The sequence below is a fragment of the Aeromonas sp. R1-2 genome (genome assembly GCF_040908505.1).
Classification (GTDB): domain Bacteria; phylum Pseudomonadota; class Gammaproteobacteria; order Enterobacterales; family Aeromonadaceae; genus Aeromonas; species Aeromonas veronii.
The window spans coordinates 89,282-107,417 of record NZ_JBFODU010000009.1; the positions used below are offsets into that span (position 1 = coordinate 89,282).

Genomic DNA, 18,136 nt, shown 5'->3' on the forward strand with positions numbered 1-18,136 from the left:
TAGCTAAATCGAAACATCAAAAAGGGTTGCGTTACAGGTTGCGCAGTGCGCCGAAGGCGGCTGCAATCTTGTGCGCATCCTTCTGGCCCGGGGCACTCTCTACCCCGGAGTTGAAATCAAGGCCGAGGCAGCCCACTTGCGCCGCCTGCAGGGCGTTGTCGGGATTAAGGCCGCCCGCCAGCATCAGCTTGGCTTTATCGAGATGGGCCAGCAGGGCCCAGTCGAATGCCTGACCGGTGCCGCCGCTCTGGCTGCCGACTTTCGTATCCAGCAGCAGGCGATCCGCCGGGTAGTCGAGGTCGGGCAGCGGCTCGCCGCTTGTGATGCCAATTGCTTTCCAGATCTGGCAGCCAGCGGGCAGCAGCGGCCGCAGTTCCTCGATATAGGCAGCATCCTCATCCCCGTGCAGCTGTACCGCGGCGAGCCCCAGCGCATCTACCGTCTTGGCAATGGTGGCGGGCTGGGCGTTGCGAAATACCCCAACGTAAGAGAGCGGCGCACCCGCCATCACGGCGCGGGCGGCGGGGATGTCCACATAGCGCGGGCTTTTGGAAACAAAGATAAGACCCCCGAATACCGCACCCGCCTGATGGGCAGCGGCGGCATCCTCGGCGCGGGTCAGGCCGCACACCTTGTTCTGACCCAGCACCAGCTTGCGCACAGCCACCTCCAGATCCGGCTCGGCCATCAATGACGAGCCCACCAGAAAGCCCTTGGCGTAGTGGCGCAGATCCGCCACCTGGGCGCGATGGTTGATGCCGGACTCGCTGATCACCACCCGATCGCTCGGAATATCTTTGGCCAGCTGTTTGGTGCGGTTGAGATCGACGCTCAAGTCGCGCAGATCCCGGTTGTTGATGCCAATCACCGGCGCCCCCAGCGCGATGGCGCGGGTCAGCTCCTCCTCGTTGCTCACTTCGGTGAGCACGCCCAGACCCAGCTCCTTGGCCACCGCGAACAGGGCGCGATAGCCCTCGTCGGTGAGCACCGAGAGCATCAAGAGGATGGCGTCCGCCTGATAGTGGCGAGCCAGATAGACCTGATAGGGGTCAATCATGAAATCCTTGCAGAGCACCGGCTGCGATACGCGACCTCGCACCCGCGGCAAAAAGGCGAAATCCCCCTGAAAGAACTTCTCGTCGGTCAGCACCGAGATGGCGGTGGCGTATTTGCCATAGATGTCGGCGATGGCCTCCGGGCTGAAATCGTCGCGGATCAAGCCCTTGGAGGGAGAGGCCTTCTTGCACTCCAGAATAAAGCGGGTGGAGCCCGCCTTGAGCGCCCCGACGAAATCCCGATCGCTCGGGGTCAGCGCGCTCTGGAAGCTCTCCAGCGGCTGGGTCAGCTTGCGGGCGGCGACCCACTCCTGCTTGGCCGCCACGATTTTGCCGAGAATGGTCTGGCTGATAGAGGCCATGTTCAGAAAAGCATGGGGGGCAATAAGGTCTGACATCTCGTTATCCTTGCGAAGCTGGTTATTGCCGGTTGGGCGTTCTGAATGACTGTTGTGCAATGTGGTGGCTGACATCATGCCTCCTGATGGCCCGCTTCCTGATGGCTCAAAATAGCCAGCCGGGCGGCGAGCTCCGCAGCCTTGCCACTCGCCAGCACCGCCAGCACCTCGGCTGCCGCGCTCTTGAGATCCTTCGCCTTGCCCGCCATCAGCAGCAGCGGTGCCACATTGGCGGCGATGGCGGCGTTGTGGGCCGGGGTGCCACGCCCTTCCAGAATGGCGGCAGTGATGGCGCGGTTCTCTTCCGGTTCCCCGCCCTGAATGGCGCTGACCGGATAGGTCTCGAGGCCAAAGTCAGCCGGGGTGATCATAAATTCGCGGATCTCGCCGTCACGGATCTGGGCCACCTGGGTCGGGCCGTGGATGGCAATCTCATCCAGCCCGGCGCCGTGCACCACCATACCGGTTTTCAGCCCCAGTGCCAGCAGGGTTTCTGCGATGGGACGCACCAGCTCGGGGGCATAGACCCCCATCAGCTGATAGGTGGGGCGAGCGGGGTTGATAAGCGGCCCCAGCACATTGAACAGGGTGCGGGTTTTGAGGGCCTGACGTACCGGCATGGCGTGGCGCACCCCGGCGTGGTACTGGGGGGCGAACAGGAAGCAGATGCCAAGCTCGTCCAGACAGCGGCGCGCCTGCGCCGGGCTCATGTCGAGCTTGATGCCCATCTTGTCGAGCAGATCGCTCGAACCCGACTTGCTCGAGACCGAGCGGTTGCCGTGCTTGGCCACTTTCAGGCCGCAGGCGGCGGCGACCAGCGCCGAGGTGGTGGAGACGTTGATCGTGTTGAGACCATCGCCACCGGTGCCGACGATGTCGCAAAATTCATAGTCCGGACGCGGGAAGTCGCGTGCTTCTGCCAGCAACGCTTCGGCGGCGCCGGCGATCTCCTCCGGGGTCTCCCCCTTGATCTTGAGGGCGGTCAGGAGACTGGCGAGCACGATGGGATCCACTTCGCCACGTACCACCTGACCGAAGGCGTCGCGGGTACTTTCACGGCTCAGAGACTGACCCTGATAGAGGGTGTTGAGATGTTGATGCATGTTGGTCTCCTTACCTTAACGCACGCTGCTTTCTGGACGAGTGATATGGGCGAGCGCCTGAGTCAGCAGACGGGCCCCTTCCGAGGTCATGATGGATTCCGGGTGGAACTGGAAGCCCAGTACCCGCTCATCCTGCTGCTCGATGGCCATGGGCATGCCCTGATAGTGGGCAATCACCGTCAGCTCTTCCGGTACATAGGTAGCGACCAGCGAGTGGTAACGGGCTACCGGCAGCGGGCTTTGCAGCCCCGCGAAGGCGCCGTGGCCGTTGTGCTCAATCAGCGAACGCTTGCCGTGGACAATTTCGCCCGCCGCGCCGACGGTGCCGCCGTAGGCTTCGCACAGGGCCTGATGGCCGAGGCAGATACCGAGGATGGGCACCTGACCACGGGCCAGTTTGATCAGATCAATCAGGCAACCCGCTTCGTGGGGGGCACCCGGGCCCGGGGAGAGCACCAGCACGGCGTCCCCTTCACAGGCGGCGATCTCGCTCATGATGCGGCTGGCCGGCAGGCTGTTGCGGTAGATCCGCACCGGATAGCCGAGGGAGCGGAACTGATCGACGAGGTTGTAGGTAAATGAGTCGAAGTTGTCGAGCAGGAAGATATTAGTCATGGCTCACGTCCTTATGTTGCTCCTGCTGGGCGCTCAGGGCTTGCAGGGAGGTGCCATGGCTGGCTGCGATGGCGGCCAGTACGGCGGCCGCCTTGGCGCGGGTTTCGTCCGCTTCGGCCTGGGGCTTGGAGTCATAGACCACCCCTGCACCGGCCTGTACGTGGGCCACGCCCTCTTTGACAAACGCCGAGCGGATGACGATGCAGGTATCCATCTCGCCGGCGCCGTTGATGTAGCCGACCGCGCCGCCGTAGCTTCCGCGGCGCTTGCCTTCTACCATGCGAATAAGCTCGCTGGCGCGGATCTTGGGGGCGCCGGTGAGGGTGCCCATGTTCATGCAGGCCTGATAGGCGTGCAGGGCGTCAAGGTCGGCGCGCAGGGTGCCGACCACCTTGGAGACCAGATGCATCACGTGGCTGTAGCGATCCACTTTCAGCAGCTCCTTGACGTAACGGGTACCGGGTTCCGAGATGCGGGCGATGTCGTTGCGGCCCAGATCCACCAGCATCAGGTGCTCGGCCACCTCTTTCTCGTCCTGACGTAGTTCCAGCTCGATGCGGCCATCGAGATCCCGGTTGATGCTGCCATCCGGGTTGAAGCCGCGGCGGCGGGTACCGGCGATGGGGTACATCTCCACGTCGCGGCTGGCGGCGCAGAATTTCACCGCGCTCTCCGGCGAGGCGCCAAACAGGGTGAAGCCCTCATCCTGCACGTAGAACATGTAGGGGCTGGGGTTGGTCTGTTTGAGGCGGCGATAGGCGGCAAGGGGGCTCGGGCAGGGCAGGGAGAAGCAGCGGGACGGCACCACCTGGAAGATGTCGCCACGGCGGATAAAGCCCTTGAGCTTCTCCACCTCGGCGCAGAACTGCTTGTCGCTCTTGTCCACGCTCATGCCGCCGCTCAGGGGCTGGGTGGTCAGCTCGGCGCTTAGAGGTTGCTGGCAAATCTGTTTGAAGTCGGTGAGCCGTTCGGTCAGGCGGGTGTATCTGTCTTCCACCTGGCTTTCGTCGCTGTCGCCGCCGAAGATGCAGGCCAGCAGTTGAGTGGTGCGCTCGATATGATCGATGGTGATGAGGGTTTCGGCCACATAGAAGCAGTAGTCGGGGCAGCTGTTGCTCCCCTCCGGCACGTCGGGCAGATCTTCAAAAGAGGCGATGAGGTCGTAGGCGAAGCTGCCCGCCATAAAGAGGGCTTCTTTACCCAACTGGCAATCGAGCTCCTGCTGCAGGGTGCGCAGCACGTCCAGCACGCTGCTTCCCTTGAGGCGGGAATCTTCGTCCAGCTCCCGATCGGAGGCCAGGAAGTCGAGTTGCAATTCGCCATCTACCAGCGAGCGGGCCACCACCACGGGCAGCCGCTCGGCCAGCAGGCTCTGCAACTGGGCGCCGTTGTCGTTCAGGCTGCGAACCCGCACGGTGCGGCCACGGCACTCGATGCGCAGGCAGGCATCCACCAGCAGCAGGCTCTGTTTGCCCGCCTTGGAGTCGATCTCCACCGATTCCAGCAGCAGGTTGTTGGGGCGACCCTGACAGAGGCGGGTATAGAGCGCCAGCGGATCGGCCACATAGGGGGCGTTGAGCTTGAGGGTATCGAATTCACCCAGAGGAAGGCGATGTGTGGCTGTCATAGTGCGTTCCCTTGCGTGTGATGCGTGTTACCGATGTTCATGACGTTGAATTCCTTGAAAATTTAATTGGTCCGGGGTGGCTGGTTCAGGGGCGCCATCGCCAGGTCAGCTTGCTTGTCTGAATTCTCGGTTTCATCACAGGTCCATTTGCCGGATAATAAAAAAGCCCGCTGGGGTCAGCGGGCTTTTTCTTTGGGTTCTTAATTTGCTGTCAGATTACAGGTACAGCAACGACCACACGCCCGCATGTCAGGGAGTGTGCCACCACCAGATGGTCAGGATGGAAGTCGTTTGCATGATAAAGTCCTGTAAAAAGATGTTTGCAATGAAGTGCCTACAGAAAACGATAAAGCCGCGGCCAAGTCAAGTCGCTTTTTAGCCTTCTTTCACCGATTTGCCATGAATGGTGACCTGACCACGAGAGCGGAACAACCTGATGAGATTCGATCTTCACTGCCATACCACTGCCTCCGACGGAGTGCTGAGCCCAGCCGAACTGGTGCGCCGCGCTGCCGAAAAACAGGTCGAGGTGTTAGCAGTTACTGACCACGATACCCTTGCAGGGCTTGATGAGGTGCGCCGCACCATTGACGCCGAGCGACTGCCGCTGCGACTGGTGAGCGGGGTCGAGATCTCCACCGGCTGGGAGCATCACGAGATCCATATCGTGGCGCTGGGGGTGGATGAAAAAAATCCGCAGCTGACCGACTTTCTAACTGGCCAGCAGGCTCGCCGTGAAGAGCGCGCGCAGGAGATCGGGCGCCGTCTGGAGAAGTGCCTCATCCCCGGCACTTATGAAGAGGCCAAACAGCTCGCCGGTGATGCCGCCGTGACCCGCGCCCACTTTGCCCGAGTGCTGGTGGCACGCGGGGTGGCCGACAATATGCAGAAGGTATTCAAAAAGTACCTGAGCCGTGGCAATAAAGGGTATGCCCCGGCCGAGTGGCCCGAGATGAGCGAAGCCATCGCTGCCATTCACGCCGCTGGCGGGCTGGCGGTGCTGGCCCACCCCAGCCGTTACGATCTCACCGCCAAGTGGATCAAGCGGCTGCTGGTGGCTTTCAAGGCGGCCGGTGGCGATGCCATGGAGGTCTCATTGCCCCAGCAGAGCCCGCAGGAGCGGGCCAATCTGGGCCAGTGGGCCAAGGATCACGACCTCTATATCTCGGTGGGATCGGATTTTCACTTTCCCTCCAACTGGACCGAGCTGGGCCGCCACCTCTGGCTGCCCAAAGAGGGGATGCCCGTCTGGTTGGCCTATCCCGGTCACTTTGGGCTCACCACCGAGCAACATGCCGAGCTGCTGGCAAGCCGGTAACGGCGCCAGCGAAGCGGCCACAAACAGGTTAAGGTAGTGTCATGGGTCTTTGACCCGTGACCATACGAGCGGGCAGGTATTGCTGCCCCCATTGCGAGAACAAGCTATGAGTCAGCATTTTTACGTACATCCGGAAAACCCCCAGGCCCGTCTGATCGGTCAGGCGGTACAGATCATCCAGAACGGCGGCGTCATCGTCTATCCGACAGACTCCGGTTATGCGCTGGGTTGCCAGATGGGTGACAAGGGCGCGCTGGAGCGTATCTGCCGCATCCGTCGCCTCGACGCCAACCACGACTTCACTCTGGTGTGTCGCGATCTCTCCGAGATCTCCACCTACGCCAAGGTCGACAACAGCGCGTTTCGCCTGATCAAGAACAACACCCCGGGCGCCTACACCTTCATCTTCAAGGCGACCAAAGAGGTGCCGCGCCGCCTGATGAACGAGAAGAAGAAGAGCATTGGCATCCGGGTGCCGGACAACAAGATTGCTCAGGCGCTCTTGGAAGCACTCGGCGAGCCGCTGCTCTCCACCACATTGATCCTGCCGGACTCCGAGATGGCCGAGTTCGACCCGGAAGAGATCTTCGACAAGCTGGGCAAGCAGATCGATTTGGTGGTCAACGGCGGCTATCTGGGCGAGCAGCCCACCACAGTGGTCGATTTCTCTGACGACGAGCCGGTATTGCGTCGTCGCGGCGCCGGAGACCCGACCCCGTTTGAGTGATGTCGCTGAACCGGTGACAGTCTCTTCCGCCGAGACGGGGACTGGCTCCGCGCTACCCATCGCGAAAGTCCTGGGGCAGCCCTATCACGAGCTGCCCCAGGATCTGTTCATCCCGCCCGATGCGCTGGAGGTGTTCCTCGATACCTTCGAGGGGCCGCTGGATCTGCTGCTCTATCTCATAAGGCGTCAGCAGCTCGATATCCTCAACCTGCCAATCCTGCAGATCACCGCCCAGTACATGGAGTACGTGGAGCTGATGCAGGGGCTCAACCTTGAGCTGGCGGCCGAATACCTGCTGATGGCAGCCTGGCTCGCGGAGATAAAATCCCGCCTGCTGTTGCCCAAGGCGCCGGAGCTGGAGGATGAAGATGAGGGAGAAGACCCGCGGGTGACCCTGATCCGCCGCCTGCAGGAGTACGAGCGCTACAAGGTAGGGGCGGAGCGGGTCAATGAGCTGCCACGGGTGGAGCGGGAGATTTATATAGCAGCCGCCTTGCCCCCCGATTTTGGCGCCCTCAAGCCACTGGCGCCCGATGTTTCGCTGGTTGAGCTCGCCCTTTACATGCAAAGTGTGGTAAAACGCGCGACTCATTTCGAACATCACCAAATCCGCCGCGAACAGATCCCGACCCGGGTGCGCATGGCGGAGATCCTTGCCATGCTCACGCTGGGGCAGACCCTGCGCCTTGAACAGGTGCTGCGCGCCGAAGAGGGGCGCATGGGGGTTCTGGTGACGTTTTTGGCCCTGCTGGAGCTGTGCAAGGAGCAACTGATCTGGATCCTGCAGGCAGAACCACTCGGCCCAATCCATTTCGCATTGGCCGAGCAGAGCGAGGAGGGCAACCGTGGCGCTGCCCACTGAACGACTCAAGACCTTGATCGAAGCGGCGCTGTTTGTGGCCGGTCGTCCGCTCAATGTCAGCGAACTGAAAAGCAGCGTGCTGGCCGATTATCCGGTGACCAGTCGCTATGTTCAGCTACTGTTGGCCGAGATCAGGCAAGATTACAGCTCGCGAGGCGTCGAGCTCAAAGAGGTCGCCTCCGGCTGGCGCTTTCAGGCGCGTCAGGAGTATGCCGAGGAGCTCTCGCGGCTCTGGAGCGAGCGTGCTCCGCGCTATTCCCGCGCCGTGATGGAGACGCTGACCCTGATCGCCTATCGCCAACCCATCACTCGGGCCGAGATCGAAGCGATCCGCGGGGTGGCGGTGTCGAGCCAGATAGTGAATACCCTGAAAGAGCGTGGCTGGGTGCGCAGCATCGGCCACAAAGAGGTGGCAGGTCGCCCCGAGCTGCTCGCCACCACCAGAGAGTTTCTGGATTACTTTAATCTGCAGAGTCTGGAGCAGCTCCCCGAGCTGGATCCGGAGCTGCAACCCCTGTTGCCCTCTGCGGTGGACGGGGAGAGCGATGCCCGGTGAATGGCGCCCAAGCGTGCCTATTTCACCGAGATATACATTTTTCAACTGTGGTGAGCGCTCCAACCGGCGTTTGTTACAGTTAACCCCGTTGCCCCTTTTACCAGTGGGCAGCGATCAACAATCAGGTAACCCCGATGAGTGAAAAACTGCAAAAAGTGTTGGCCCGCGCGGGTCACGGCTCCCGTCGTGAGATGGAGGCCCTGATCACCGCAGGTCGGGTCAGTGTGGATGGCAAGGTCGCCACACTGGGGGATCGCGTCGAAGTGAACGCCGTGATCCGGGTGGATGGTCACCAGGTCAAGACCCGTGCCGCAGAGGAAGTGATCTGCCGCGTACTGGCTTACCACAAGCCGGAAGGGGAGATGTGTACCCGTCACGATCCGGAAGGTCGTCCCACCGTGTTTGATCGTCTGCCCAAGATGGAAGGTGCCCGCTGGATTGCGGTCGGCCGCCTCGACGTCAACACCTCCGGTCTGTTGCTGTTCACCACCGACGGTGAGCTGGCCAACCGCCTGATGCACCCGAGCCACGAAGTGGAGCGGGAATACGCGGTGCGTGTCTTTGGCGAGATCACCGAAGCCATGCTGCAGCGTCTGCGCAAGGGCGTGCAGCTGGAAGATGGCACCGCCAAGTTCAACAAGATCAAACCGGCTGGCGGTGAGGGTCTGAACCAGTGGTTCAACGTCACCCTGACCGAAGGACGCAACCGTGAAGTGCGCCGCCTGTGGGAATCCCAGGAAGTGCAGGTGAGCCGCCTGATGCGGATCCGCTACGGCGACGTCAAGCTGGACCGCGGCATCCCGCGCGGCGGCTGGCAAGAGCTGAAACTGCCGGAAGTGAACTACCTGCGCGGTCTGGTCAACCTGCCGCCGGAGACCGAATCCAAGGTCGACCTGCAGCAGGATGGCAAAACCAGCCGTCACAAGCAGGCCGCCCAGATCCGTCGCGCCGTACAGCGTCACAAAGAGATGCAGGGCAAAGAGCCCCGCGCTCGCGCCACCACCGCCCGTCGCAAGCCGCAAGCCTCTACCCGCAACTCCGGTACCGGCAGCAAATAAGCGCCGTTTGCCAGTGACGCACACTGATAGACGTGCAAACTTGCCAAAAAGCCCGCACCAACTGGTGCGGGCTTTTTTGTATCAGCGCCCCTTGGCTGGTAAAAGGGTGGCTGGTGAGAAATTGAGGGGGCATTTCTGTCGTCTGCTTGCCCGTAGACTCGCCGCTGCGGTTGCTCTGCTCCGGTGAGCTTGTTAGCCTGTGCGGCTCTGATAGAGGAGTGAACGATGAGCAAGGTACTTGATGAGCTGCTGGCGTTGCTGGCGCTGGAAAAAATCGAGGAGGGCCTGTTTCGGGGCCAGAGCCAGGATCTCGGTCTGCGGGCCGTGTTTGGCGGACAGGTAATGGGGCAGGCCTTGTCAGCTGCCAAGCAGACGGTCGAGACCGGCCGTCAGGTTCACAGTTTTCACTCCTACTTCCTGCGTCCGGGGGATGTGACCCGTCCCATCGTCTATGACGTGGAGAATATCCGTGACGGCCAGACCGTCTCCACCCGCCGGGTCAAGGCGATTCAGGGCGGCAAGCCCATCTTCTATCTCAACGCCTCGTTTCAGGTGCCGGCCGACGGCTTCGAGCATCAGGCGCAGATGCCCACCGGCATCACCCCGCCGGAGGAGCTCAAGAGCGAGCTGGAGCTGGTGCGCCCCTACGAGAACCTGATCCCGGTCTCCCTGCGCGACAAGATCCTCTGCGAGCAGCCCATCGAGATGCGTCCGGTGACCCTGGTCGACCCTATTCGCCCGACGGTGCAGGATCCGGTGCGTCACGTCTGGTTCAAGGCCAACGGTCAGATGCCGGACGATCTGCGGGTGCACAAATACCTGCTGGCCTACGCCTCCGACTTCAACTTCCTGCTCACCTCGCTGCAGCCCCACGGGGTGTCCTACTGGGAGCCGGATATGCAGGTGGCCACCATCGATCACTCCATGTGGTTCCACCGGGATTTCCGCTTCGACGACTGGCTGCTTTATGTGGTAGACAGCCCGAGCGCCAGCAGCGGTCGCGGTCTGGTGCGTGGTCAGTTCTTTACCCGTGACGGCATGCTGGTGGCGAGCACCATGCAGGAGGGGGTGATCCGCCGTCGCGGCAGTTAGGGCGCAAAGCGGATAGTAAAACGGGGCGGCTTGGGCCACCCCGTTTTCGTTGCAGCGATGTGCGCGGGCCAGCGGGATCAGCCGCCGCGCTGGTACTTGAAGCGCTTCTTGCGCCGGTAGGGATAAACATCCTCGAACACCCCCACCTTGATGTTGCTCTGCAGCATCTTCCAGTAGTTGGCGTCGAACATCTCCTTGTGCAACTGCAACATGATCTCGCGCACCTGTGGCTTTTGCAGCAGGAAGGTGGCGAACTCCTCGGGGAAGATGTCGTTGGGGGCTACCGAATACCAGGGCTCGGCGCTCCACTCATCCTCGGGGTAGCGGGGCGGCGGGATCTGGCGGAAGTTACACTCCGTCATGTAGCAGATCTCGTCGTAGTCGTAGAAGACCACCCGGCCGTGGCGGGTTACGCCAAAGTTCTTGAATAGCATGTCCCCCGGGAAGATGTTGGCCGCCGCCAGCTGCTTGATGGCGTTGCCGTACTCCTCCAGCGCGAGCCGAGTCTGCTGCTCGTCCGCCTTGTCCAGATAGAGGTTGAGGGGGATCATCTTGCGCTCGGTATAGAGGTGCTTGATCACCAGCTTATCGTCGCTGATGGTGAGGGCCGAGGGTGCCACCGTCTTGAGCTCGGCAAGGAGCTCGGGCGAGATGCGATCCAGCGGAAACTCGAAGTTGGTGAACTCCTGGGTATCGGCCATCCGGCCAACCCGGTCGTGCTGTTTAACCAGCCGGTATTTTGCCTTCACCTGCTCGTGGCTCACATCCTTGGGGGGAGTGAACTCGTCTTTTATCACCTTGAACACCACATCGTAGGAGGGGAGGGTGAACACGCTCATCACCATCCCCTTGATGCCGGGAGCGATGATGAACTGATCCCGGCTCTGGGCCAGATGGTGACGGTAGTGGCGATAGAGCTCGGTCTTGCCATGCTTCTGGCAGCCGATGGCGTTGTAGATCTCGTAATCGGGCTTGTGGGGCATGATCTGGCGCAGGAAGACGACAAACAGTGCCGGTTCGCGGGCATAAACCATGAAATAGGCGCGGGCGAAGCCAAACACGATGGAGGCGAGATCCGGCTCGAAGATCACCGTATCCACATAGATGCTGTGGCCTGTGCTGAGCAGGGGCAGAATAAAGGGGAAGACCTGATCCCGGGCCCGGATCAGCCCCACCAGATAGGCCCCCTTGTTGCGGTAGAACACCTCTTTGAGCAGCTCGATGGCAAAGGGCTCGTCATGTATGATTTGCGGGCCGTTCTCCGCAAGATGGCGGTGGATGTCGACAATATCCCGCTGCTTGTCCTCGTAGGGGAGGGTGAAGCTGTAATCGCCGAGTAGCTGGCTCAGAGTCTGCGGCAAGTGGGCCAGATCGGTGCGATAGATCCGCAGCAGGGCGCTCAGGTCCGGTTTTTCGCCACGGCTGACAAAGGGGTGGATATAGAGGTTTTCGTCGCGGATATTGCGATGGCGAAAGATCCGGCGATAGACGGAGTTGAAGAAGGACTCCGCCACCTCGAAGTTGTCACAACGGGGTAGCAGGTCGCTGAAGGCGCTCTTGACCCGCTTGAGTAGCTCCTGAGTGGCGTGGTGCTCCCCCATCATCTGGCGGATGGAGCTGGCGGTGGCCCCCACATGGTGGTCATAGAGGCGAATACGCTCCCGTCCGGCGAGCTGCACCCCCAGCCAGTCACTGTTCTCGAAGCGGCTCTTGCTGCCCTGGGTTATCTCGAGAAACCGGCTGTAAAACGACTCGAAGCGTTGCAAGATAGTCTCGGCGACGGCCTGTTCCAATGGCTGCTGCATCTCTCTCTTCCTTGTGATCTGTCGGGCCGATAGCGCGAAGGATTGGGTGTAATTTGTTCACACGTCAGGCCACTATCGCAACATTCAAACGTCTGTTCAAGTGGCAATTTTTGGGGATAAACGGTAGATTGCGCCCCTGTTTTGGTGATGGTTTAGCGACTGTTTGCTGTCTGTTTGAGAGGCCGTCCGGCCTGTGAGGAAACCCGATGAAGCTCTATTTTGTCCTGGTGGCACCTGCCCGTCCTGCGAACGTGGGGGCGGCGGCCCGCGCCATGAAAACCATGGGATTCGATGCCATGCGACTGGTGGCGAGCCGGGTACACGAAGAGGAGGAGGCGAGCTGGGTGGCCCACGGCGCCCAGGAGATCCTGACTCAGGCCGAAGCGTTCGAGACTTTGCCCGAGGCGCTGGCGGACATGGATCTGGTGATCGCCACCACCGCCCGTGAACGCGGTCGCTACCAGCACTACCTCACGCCGGGGGAGATCCGCGAGCAGATCCGCAGCAAGCCATCGCTCGGCAAGGTCGCCATCGTCTTTGGCTGCGAGGAGTCGGGGCTCTCCAACGAGCAGCTGGCCGAGGTCGATCTCATCAGCTATCTGCCCCTCAAGGTGAGCTACCCGTCCCTCAATCTGGGGCAGGCGATCATGCTCTACGCCTACGAGATGAGTCAGCTGATGGATGAGCTGAACGCCGACGGCGCCGCTGCGGTAGCAGAAAATTTTGATAACGCCGGGCAGGTTCGGGTGCTGAAAAGCAAAACAGCAGAATTGCTGGGTGAACTCGGGGTTTCGCAGGATGAAAAACTGCATCAATGGGTGATGGACCGGGTGCCCATGCTGCCGCAGCGGGATTTGAACATGCTCCACCTGCTCTGCAAAGACCTTGCGCGCCGCTTTGGGCGCGAGTAGCGAAGAGGTTTAAGTTGACAGCCCAAGGCCAGCCGCGGTATTGCTAAAAGCCAGCTTCGTCAACGAGTGTTCGTCATGCAGTTATTCACCAACGTCATCACCACCACCATTATTACCGGTACCACCACAGGTGGCACTGGGGCCGGTTGATGCGCTGACGAACAAGCACAGAAATCAAAAAAGGCCCGTACCCACCCAGTACGGGCCTTTTTGTTGGACTGGTTTTTAGATTGAATTTCATAGATTTACAGGGAGAGAAAGCGATGAGAGTGTTGAAATTTGGCGGGTCTTCACTGGCCGATGCAGAGCGTTTTTTACGGGTGGCCGATATCGCGGTCAACACCCACGGCCAATCTCAGGTAGCCCTGGTGCTCTCTGCACCTGCCAAGGTGACCAATCATCTGGTGGCGCTGGTGGAACAGACCAGTCGCGGCATGGATGCCAGTTCCACCCTGTTTGAAGTCAACGGCATCTTCTCCCGCCTGCTGGCCGGGTTGAAGGCGGCCTATCCGGCGCTTGATGACAAGGCGCTGCTGGCCCGTCTCACCGCCGAGCTGGATCAGGTGGAGCGGCTGATGCAGGGCATCCGTCTGCTGGGCCTCTGCCCGGACAACGTGCAGGCGCGCATTCTGAGCCGTGGCGAGAACCTCTCCATCGCCTTTATGCACGAACTGCTGCGAGTGCGCGGTCTGGATCTGGAGCTGATCGTACCGGAAGAGCTGCTGGTGACCGACGGCGGTTATCTGGAAGCCCATGTCGATATCGAAGCCTCCCGCCTGCGCTTTGCCGCCAAGGGGCTGCGTAGCGATTGCCTTTACCTGATGCCGGGCTTTACCGGCGGCAGTGACAAGGGCGAGACCGTGCTGCTGGGTCGCAACGGCTCCGACTACTCCGCAGCCGTATTGGCCGCCTGTGTCGATGCCGAGTGCTGCGAGATCTGGACCGATGTCGAAGGCTGCTACAGCTGTGACCCCCGTCTGGTGCCGGATGCCTACCTGCTGAAAACCCTCTCCTACAAGGAGGCGATGGAGCTCTCCTACTTCGGCGCCAAGGTGCTGCACCCGAAAACCATCGCGCCGGTGGCCCAGTTCCACATTCCCTGCCTCATCAAGAACAGCTTCAACCCGCAAGGGCCGGGCACCCTGATCGGCCCGGAGAGCGGCGACGATGACCTGAAAGTGAAGGCCATCTCGGATCTCTCCGGCATGTGCATGTTCAACGTCTCTGGTCCCGGCATGAAGGGGATGGTCGGCATGGCCGGTCGCATCTTCTCCGCCGTCTCCCGCGCCGGGGTCAGTATCGTGCTGATCACCCAGTCATCTTCCGAGTACAGCGTCAGCTTCTGTATCCACAGCTACGACAGTGAGAAGACCCGCAAGGTGCTGGAGCGCGAGTTCGAGCTCGAATTCAAAAACCAGCTGCTGGAGCCGTTGGATATCATCAGCGATCTGGCGATCATCTCCCTCATCGGTGACGGCATGCGCACCAGCAAGGGGATGGCGGCCCGCTTCTTCACCTCGCTGGCGCAAGCCTCCATCAATATCGTCGCCATTGCGCAGGGGTCGAGCGAGCGCTCCATCTCGGCGGTGGTGCGGGATCGCAAGGTGGCGGAAGCCATTAAGGCGTGCCACCAGAACTTCTTTGGCAGCCAGCAGTTTATCGATCTGTTTGTGGTCGGGGTCGGTGGCGTCGGTGCCGCGCTGGTGGATCAGATCGCCCGCCAGCAACCGGTACTGGCCGAGCAGGGCACTGGCCTTCGCGTGGTCGGCATCGCCAACAGCCGCCAGATGGCGGTCAACAAGGATGGCCTGAACCTCGCCAACTGGCGTGAACAGCTGGTGGAAGCCCGCGACAGCTTCTCGCTGGAAGGGGTGAAAAAGCTGGTGGAAGATAGCCATATCATCAACCCGGTGATCGTTGACTGCACCTCCTCCGAGGCGGTGGCCGTCCAGTACGCCGACTTCCTCGCTGCTGGCTTCCATGTGGTCACTCCGAACAAGAAGGCCAACACCGGCTCGCTCGATTACTACAAGGCGCTGCGCCGCACTGCCCGCCAGACTCGCCGCAAGTTCCTCTATGAAACCAACGTGGGCGCTGGCCTGCCGGTTATCGAGAACCTGCAGAACCTCATCAAGGCCGGTGACAAGCTGCGTGCCTTCGACGGCATTCTGTCCGGTTCGCTCTCCTTTATCTTCGGCAAGCTGGATGAGGGGATGGCCTTCTCCGAGGCGACCAAAATCGCCCGTGGCAACGGCTTTACCGAGCCGGATCCCCGCGACGATCTCAACGGCATGGATGTGGCGCGCAAGCTGCTCATTCTGGCCCGCGAAGCCGGCATGGCGCTGGAACTCTCCGATGTGGAGGTGGAGCAGGCGCTGCCGCCCGGATTTGACGCCAGCGGCGACGTGGAAGCCTTTATGGCCCGCCTGCCGGAGGCCGACGGCTGGTTCCGCGACCAGTTCGCCGCGGCCCAGCGTGAAGGCAAGGTGCTGCGCTATGTGGGTTCCATCGAGGGTGGCAAGTGCAAGGTGGCCATCAAGGCGGTCGGTGGCGACGAGCCGCTGTTCAAGGTCAAAGACGGGGAGAACGCGCTCGCCTTCTTCTCCACCTACTACCAGCCGATCCCGCTGGTGCTGCGCGGCTATGGCGCCGGTACCGAAGTGACTGCGGCGGGCGTCTTTGCCGACGTGCTGCGCACCCAGAACTGGAAGCAGGAGCTATAAGCATGAGTTCAGACATGTACCCCTCTTATATGACGGACGGCGGTAGCGTAGTCGCCTACGCGCCTGCCTCCAGCGCCAACCTGAGCGTGGGATTCGATGTACTGGGGGCGGCGCTCGCCCCCGTGGATGGCTCTCTGCTCGGCGATCGGGTGCAGGTAAAATCGGCTGACGTGCCTTTTGCGCTGTCCTCTGTGGGCCGCTACGCCCACAAGCTGCCGGACGATCCGAAAAAGAATATCCTCCATGACTGCTGGGTCGCCTATGGCGAGGCGCTGGAGAAGCGGGGCCTGAAACTCAAGCCGCTCGAAATGGTGCTGGAGAAGAACCTGCCCGTCGGTTCGGGTCTGGGTTCCAGCGCCTGCAGCGTGGTGGCGGCCCTTGAGGGGCTCAACGCCTTTCACGGCGCGCCGCTTAATGAACACGATATGCTGCTGCTGATGGGGGAGATGGAAGGCAAGATCTCCGGCTCCGTCCACTACGACAACGTAGCTCCCTGTTATCTGGGCGGCATGCAGTTGGTGCTGGAAGAGCACGGCGTTATCAGTCAGGGTATTCCGGTGTTCGATCAGTGGTACTGGGTGGTCTGCTATCCGGGCACAGTGGTCTCTACCGCCGCGGCCCGCGCCATTCTGCCGGCCCAATATCGCCGTCAGGATTGCCTCACCTATGGCCGTCGCCTGGCTGCCTTTGTTCACGCCAGCTACACCGGACAGGAGGGCTTGGCGGCGAGCGTCTTGAAAGACGTGATAGCTGAGCCCTACCGTGCGGCGCTGATCGAAGGCTTTGCCGAGGTGCGGGCGCAGGCGGCCCAGAACGGGGCGCTGGCCACCGGCATCTCCGGCTCCGGTCCCACCGTGTTTGTGGTGATAAAGGATCTGGCGCAGGCCGAGCGGATGAAGGATTGGATGGAAGCACATTTCGTGCAGAACGAAGATGGATTTGCCCGGGTCTGCAAACTGGACATGGCCGGGGCACGGGTAACAGGAAGCGAGCTATGAATCTCTACAACATCAAGGACAACAGCGAACAGGTGAGCTTCGCGCAGGCAGTGCGTCAGGGCTTGGGTCGCGAACAGGGGCTCTTCTTCCCCGAACAACTCGAACCGCTCGCCGATGTGGATGCCCTGCTCGATCTGCCGCTGGCCGAACGCTCTGCTCGCATCCTGAGCCACCTGCTGGGGGACGAAGTGCCCGCAGCGAAAGTGAGCGAGCTGATCAATGCCGCCTTCACCTTCCCGGCGCCGCTGGTGAAACTTAAGGATGGAACTTATGCCCTCGAGCTGTTCCACGGCCCGACCCTGGCGTTCAAGGATTTCGGCGGCCGCTTTATGGCCCAGTGCCTCGCGGCCTTTAGAACCAACGACAAGATCACCATCCTCACCGCCACCTCCGGCGACACCGGCGCCGCCGTGGCCCACGCCTTCTACGGGCTGGAGGGGATCGAGGTGGTGATCCTCTATCCCAAGGGCAAGATCAGCCCCTTGCAGGAGAAGCTCTTCTGTACCCTCGGCGGCAATATCCGCACCATCGCCATCGATGGCGACTTCGATGCCTGTCAGGCGCTGGTGAAACAGGCCTTTGACGACGAGGCGCTGAAAAAGGCCATTGGCCTCAACTCCGCCAACTCCATCAATATCAGCCGTCTGCTGGCGCAGGTTTGCTACTACTTCGAAGCGGTGGCCCAGCTGCCGAAAGCCGATCGCGCCAAGGCGGTGATCAGTGTGCCGTCCGGCAACTTTGGCAACCTCACCGCAGGCTTGATTGCCAAGGCGCTGGGGCTGCCGGTGAAGCGTTTTATCGCCGCCACCAACGCCAACGATACCGTGCCGCGCTACCTGAAAACCGGTCAGTGGGAGCCGCACCAGACAGTGGCCACCCTGTCGAACGCCATGGATGTCAGCCGCCCCAACAACTGGCCGCGAGTGGAAGAGCTCTGCCGTCGCAAGGGCTGGGCGCTGGAGACTTTGGGTTCTGGTATGCGTGACGATGCCCAGACTCGCGATGCCCTGAAACGGCTGCACCAGCAGGATTACCTCTGTGAACCCCACGGCGCCATTGCCTGGGATCTGCTGGGTGAACAGCTGGCCGAGGATGAGGTAGGGGTGTTCCTGTGCACCGCCCATCCCGCCAAGTTCAAGGAGTCGGTAGACGAGATCCTCAATCTCGATGTACCGCTGCCCGGCCCGCTTGCCAAGCACGCCGACCTGCCGCTGCTCTCCCATAACCTGCCAGCGGAATTTGCCCGGTTAAGGGCGTTTTTGGTGGGTTAAGCCGCTGAGGTTAGATA

The 18,136-nt window shown here is 61.4% G+C and carries 15 protein-coding genes; 10 read left to right on the top strand and 5 right to left on the bottom strand.

The genetic code is table 11. From position 1 onward, the window contains the following. Nucleotides 1-31: 31 nt before the first annotated feature. Genes trpCF through AB5Y76_RS02015 form a run of 4 tightly spaced genes read right to left on the bottom strand, consistent with a single transcriptional unit; the run spans nt 32 to nt 4,798 of the window. Nucleotides 32-1,528: a bifunctional indole-3-glycerol-phosphate synthase TrpC/phosphoribosylanthranilate isomerase TrpF gene (gene trpCF / locus AB5Y76_RS02000; RefSeq protein WP_368177667.1), complete on the bottom strand. Its 1,497-nt coding sequence runs from the start codon at nt 1,526-1,528 to the stop codon at nt 32-34. Then, on the bottom strand, nt 1,528-2,556 hold the full coding sequence (gene trpD, locus AB5Y76_RS02005) for an anthranilate phosphoribosyltransferase (protein ID WP_335866213.1): 1,029 nt from the start codon (nt 2,554-2,556) through the stop codon (nt 1,528-1,530). Before trpD ends, trpCF begins: the two co-directional genes overlap by 1 nt. 15 nt (nt 2,557-2,571) lie before the next feature. Next, nucleotides 2,572-3,171, bottom strand: coding sequence for an aminodeoxychorismate/anthranilate synthase component II (locus AB5Y76_RS02010; protein WP_016351382.1), 600 nt, complete (start codon nt 3,169-3,171; stop codon nt 2,572-2,574). After that, nucleotides 3,164-4,798, bottom strand: a complete 1,635-nt coding sequence (locus AB5Y76_RS02015) for an anthranilate synthase component 1 (RefSeq protein WP_368177661.1) — start codon at nt 4,796-4,798, stop codon at nt 3,164-3,166. Before AB5Y76_RS02015 ends, AB5Y76_RS02010 begins: the two co-directional genes overlap by 8 nt. 436 nt (nt 4,799-5,234) lie before the next feature. Between AB5Y76_RS02015 and AB5Y76_RS02020 the strand changes: the two genes are divergently transcribed. The 6 genes from AB5Y76_RS02020 to tesB all read left to right on the top strand — a co-directional run bounded on the left by AB5Y76_RS02020 (nt 5,235) and on the right by tesB (nt 10,411). Further along, nucleotides 5,235-6,116: a PHP domain-containing protein gene (locus AB5Y76_RS02020; protein ID WP_368177662.1), complete on the top strand. Its 882-nt coding sequence runs from the start codon at nt 5,235-5,237 to the stop codon at nt 6,114-6,116. 106 nt (nt 6,117-6,222) lie between these two features. Beyond that, complete coding sequence (locus AB5Y76_RS02025) at nt 6,223-6,843, top strand: L-threonylcarbamoyladenylate synthase (protein WP_005338129.1); 621 nt, start codon at nt 6,223-6,225, stop codon at nt 6,841-6,843. Beyond that, the gene (locus AB5Y76_RS02030) at nt 6,836-7,705 is read left to right on the top strand and encodes a ScpA family protein (RefSeq protein ID WP_368177663.1); all 870 of its coding nucleotides are present in this window, start codon (nt 6,836-6,838) and stop codon (nt 7,703-7,705) included. The genes AB5Y76_RS02025 and AB5Y76_RS02030 overlap by 8 nt, the downstream gene beginning before the upstream one ends. Continuing rightward, complete coding sequence (gene scpB / locus AB5Y76_RS02035; RefSeq protein ID WP_005350230.1) at nt 7,689-8,261, top strand: SMC-Scp complex subunit ScpB; 573 nt, start codon at nt 7,689-7,691, stop codon at nt 8,259-8,261. The genes AB5Y76_RS02030 and scpB overlap by 17 nt, the downstream gene beginning before the upstream one ends. 134 nt (nt 8,262-8,395) lie before the next feature. Beyond that, nucleotides 8,396-9,319, top strand: a complete 924-nt coding sequence (rluB, locus tag AB5Y76_RS02040) for a 23S rRNA pseudouridine(2605) synthase RluB (protein ID WP_005347347.1) — start codon at nt 8,396-8,398, stop codon at nt 9,317-9,319. 225 nt (nt 9,320-9,544) lie between these two features. Beyond that, complete coding sequence (tesB, locus tag AB5Y76_RS02045; protein WP_263718709.1) at nt 9,545-10,411, top strand: acyl-CoA thioesterase II; 867 nt, start codon at nt 9,545-9,547, stop codon at nt 10,409-10,411. A gap of 77 nt (nt 10,412-10,488) precedes the next feature. Here tesB and aceK read toward each other — a convergent pair whose 3' ends face one another. After that, the gene (gene aceK, locus AB5Y76_RS02050) at nt 10,489-12,216 is read right to left on the bottom strand and encodes a bifunctional isocitrate dehydrogenase kinase/phosphatase (protein WP_263718711.1); all 1,728 of its coding nucleotides are present in this window, start codon (nt 12,214-12,216) and stop codon (nt 10,489-10,491) included. 206 nt (nt 12,217-12,422) lie between these two features. On the opposite strand from aceK, the gene AB5Y76_RS02055 reads away from it, so the two are divergent. From AB5Y76_RS02055 to thrC, 4 genes are all read left to right on the top strand, one after another. Beyond that, the gene (locus tag AB5Y76_RS02055; protein ID WP_115520819.1) at nt 12,423-13,127 is read left to right on the top strand and encodes a tRNA/rRNA methyltransferase; all 705 of its coding nucleotides are present in this window, start codon (nt 12,423-12,425) and stop codon (nt 13,125-13,127) included. 263 nt (nt 13,128-13,390) lie between these two features. Continuing rightward, nucleotides 13,391-15,850 carry a bifunctional aspartate kinase/homoserine dehydrogenase I gene (thrA, locus tag AB5Y76_RS02060; RefSeq protein ID WP_263718716.1) on the top strand — a complete coding sequence of 820 codons (2,460 nt, stop codon included), beginning with the start codon at nt 13,391-13,393 and terminating at the stop codon, nt 15,848-15,850. Between the two features lie 2 nt (nt 15,851-15,852). Then, nucleotides 15,853-16,848, top strand: coding sequence for a homoserine kinase (gene thrB / locus AB5Y76_RS02065; RefSeq protein ID WP_263718719.1), 996 nt, complete (start codon nt 15,853-15,855; stop codon nt 16,846-16,848). Next, a complete protein-coding gene (gene thrC, locus AB5Y76_RS02070; RefSeq protein ID WP_263718721.1) occupies nt 16,845-18,119 on the top strand; it encodes a threonine synthase in 1,275 nt (424 codons plus the stop codon). Before thrB ends, thrC begins: the two co-directional genes overlap by 4 nt. Nucleotides 18,120-18,136 lie beyond the last annotated feature (17 nt).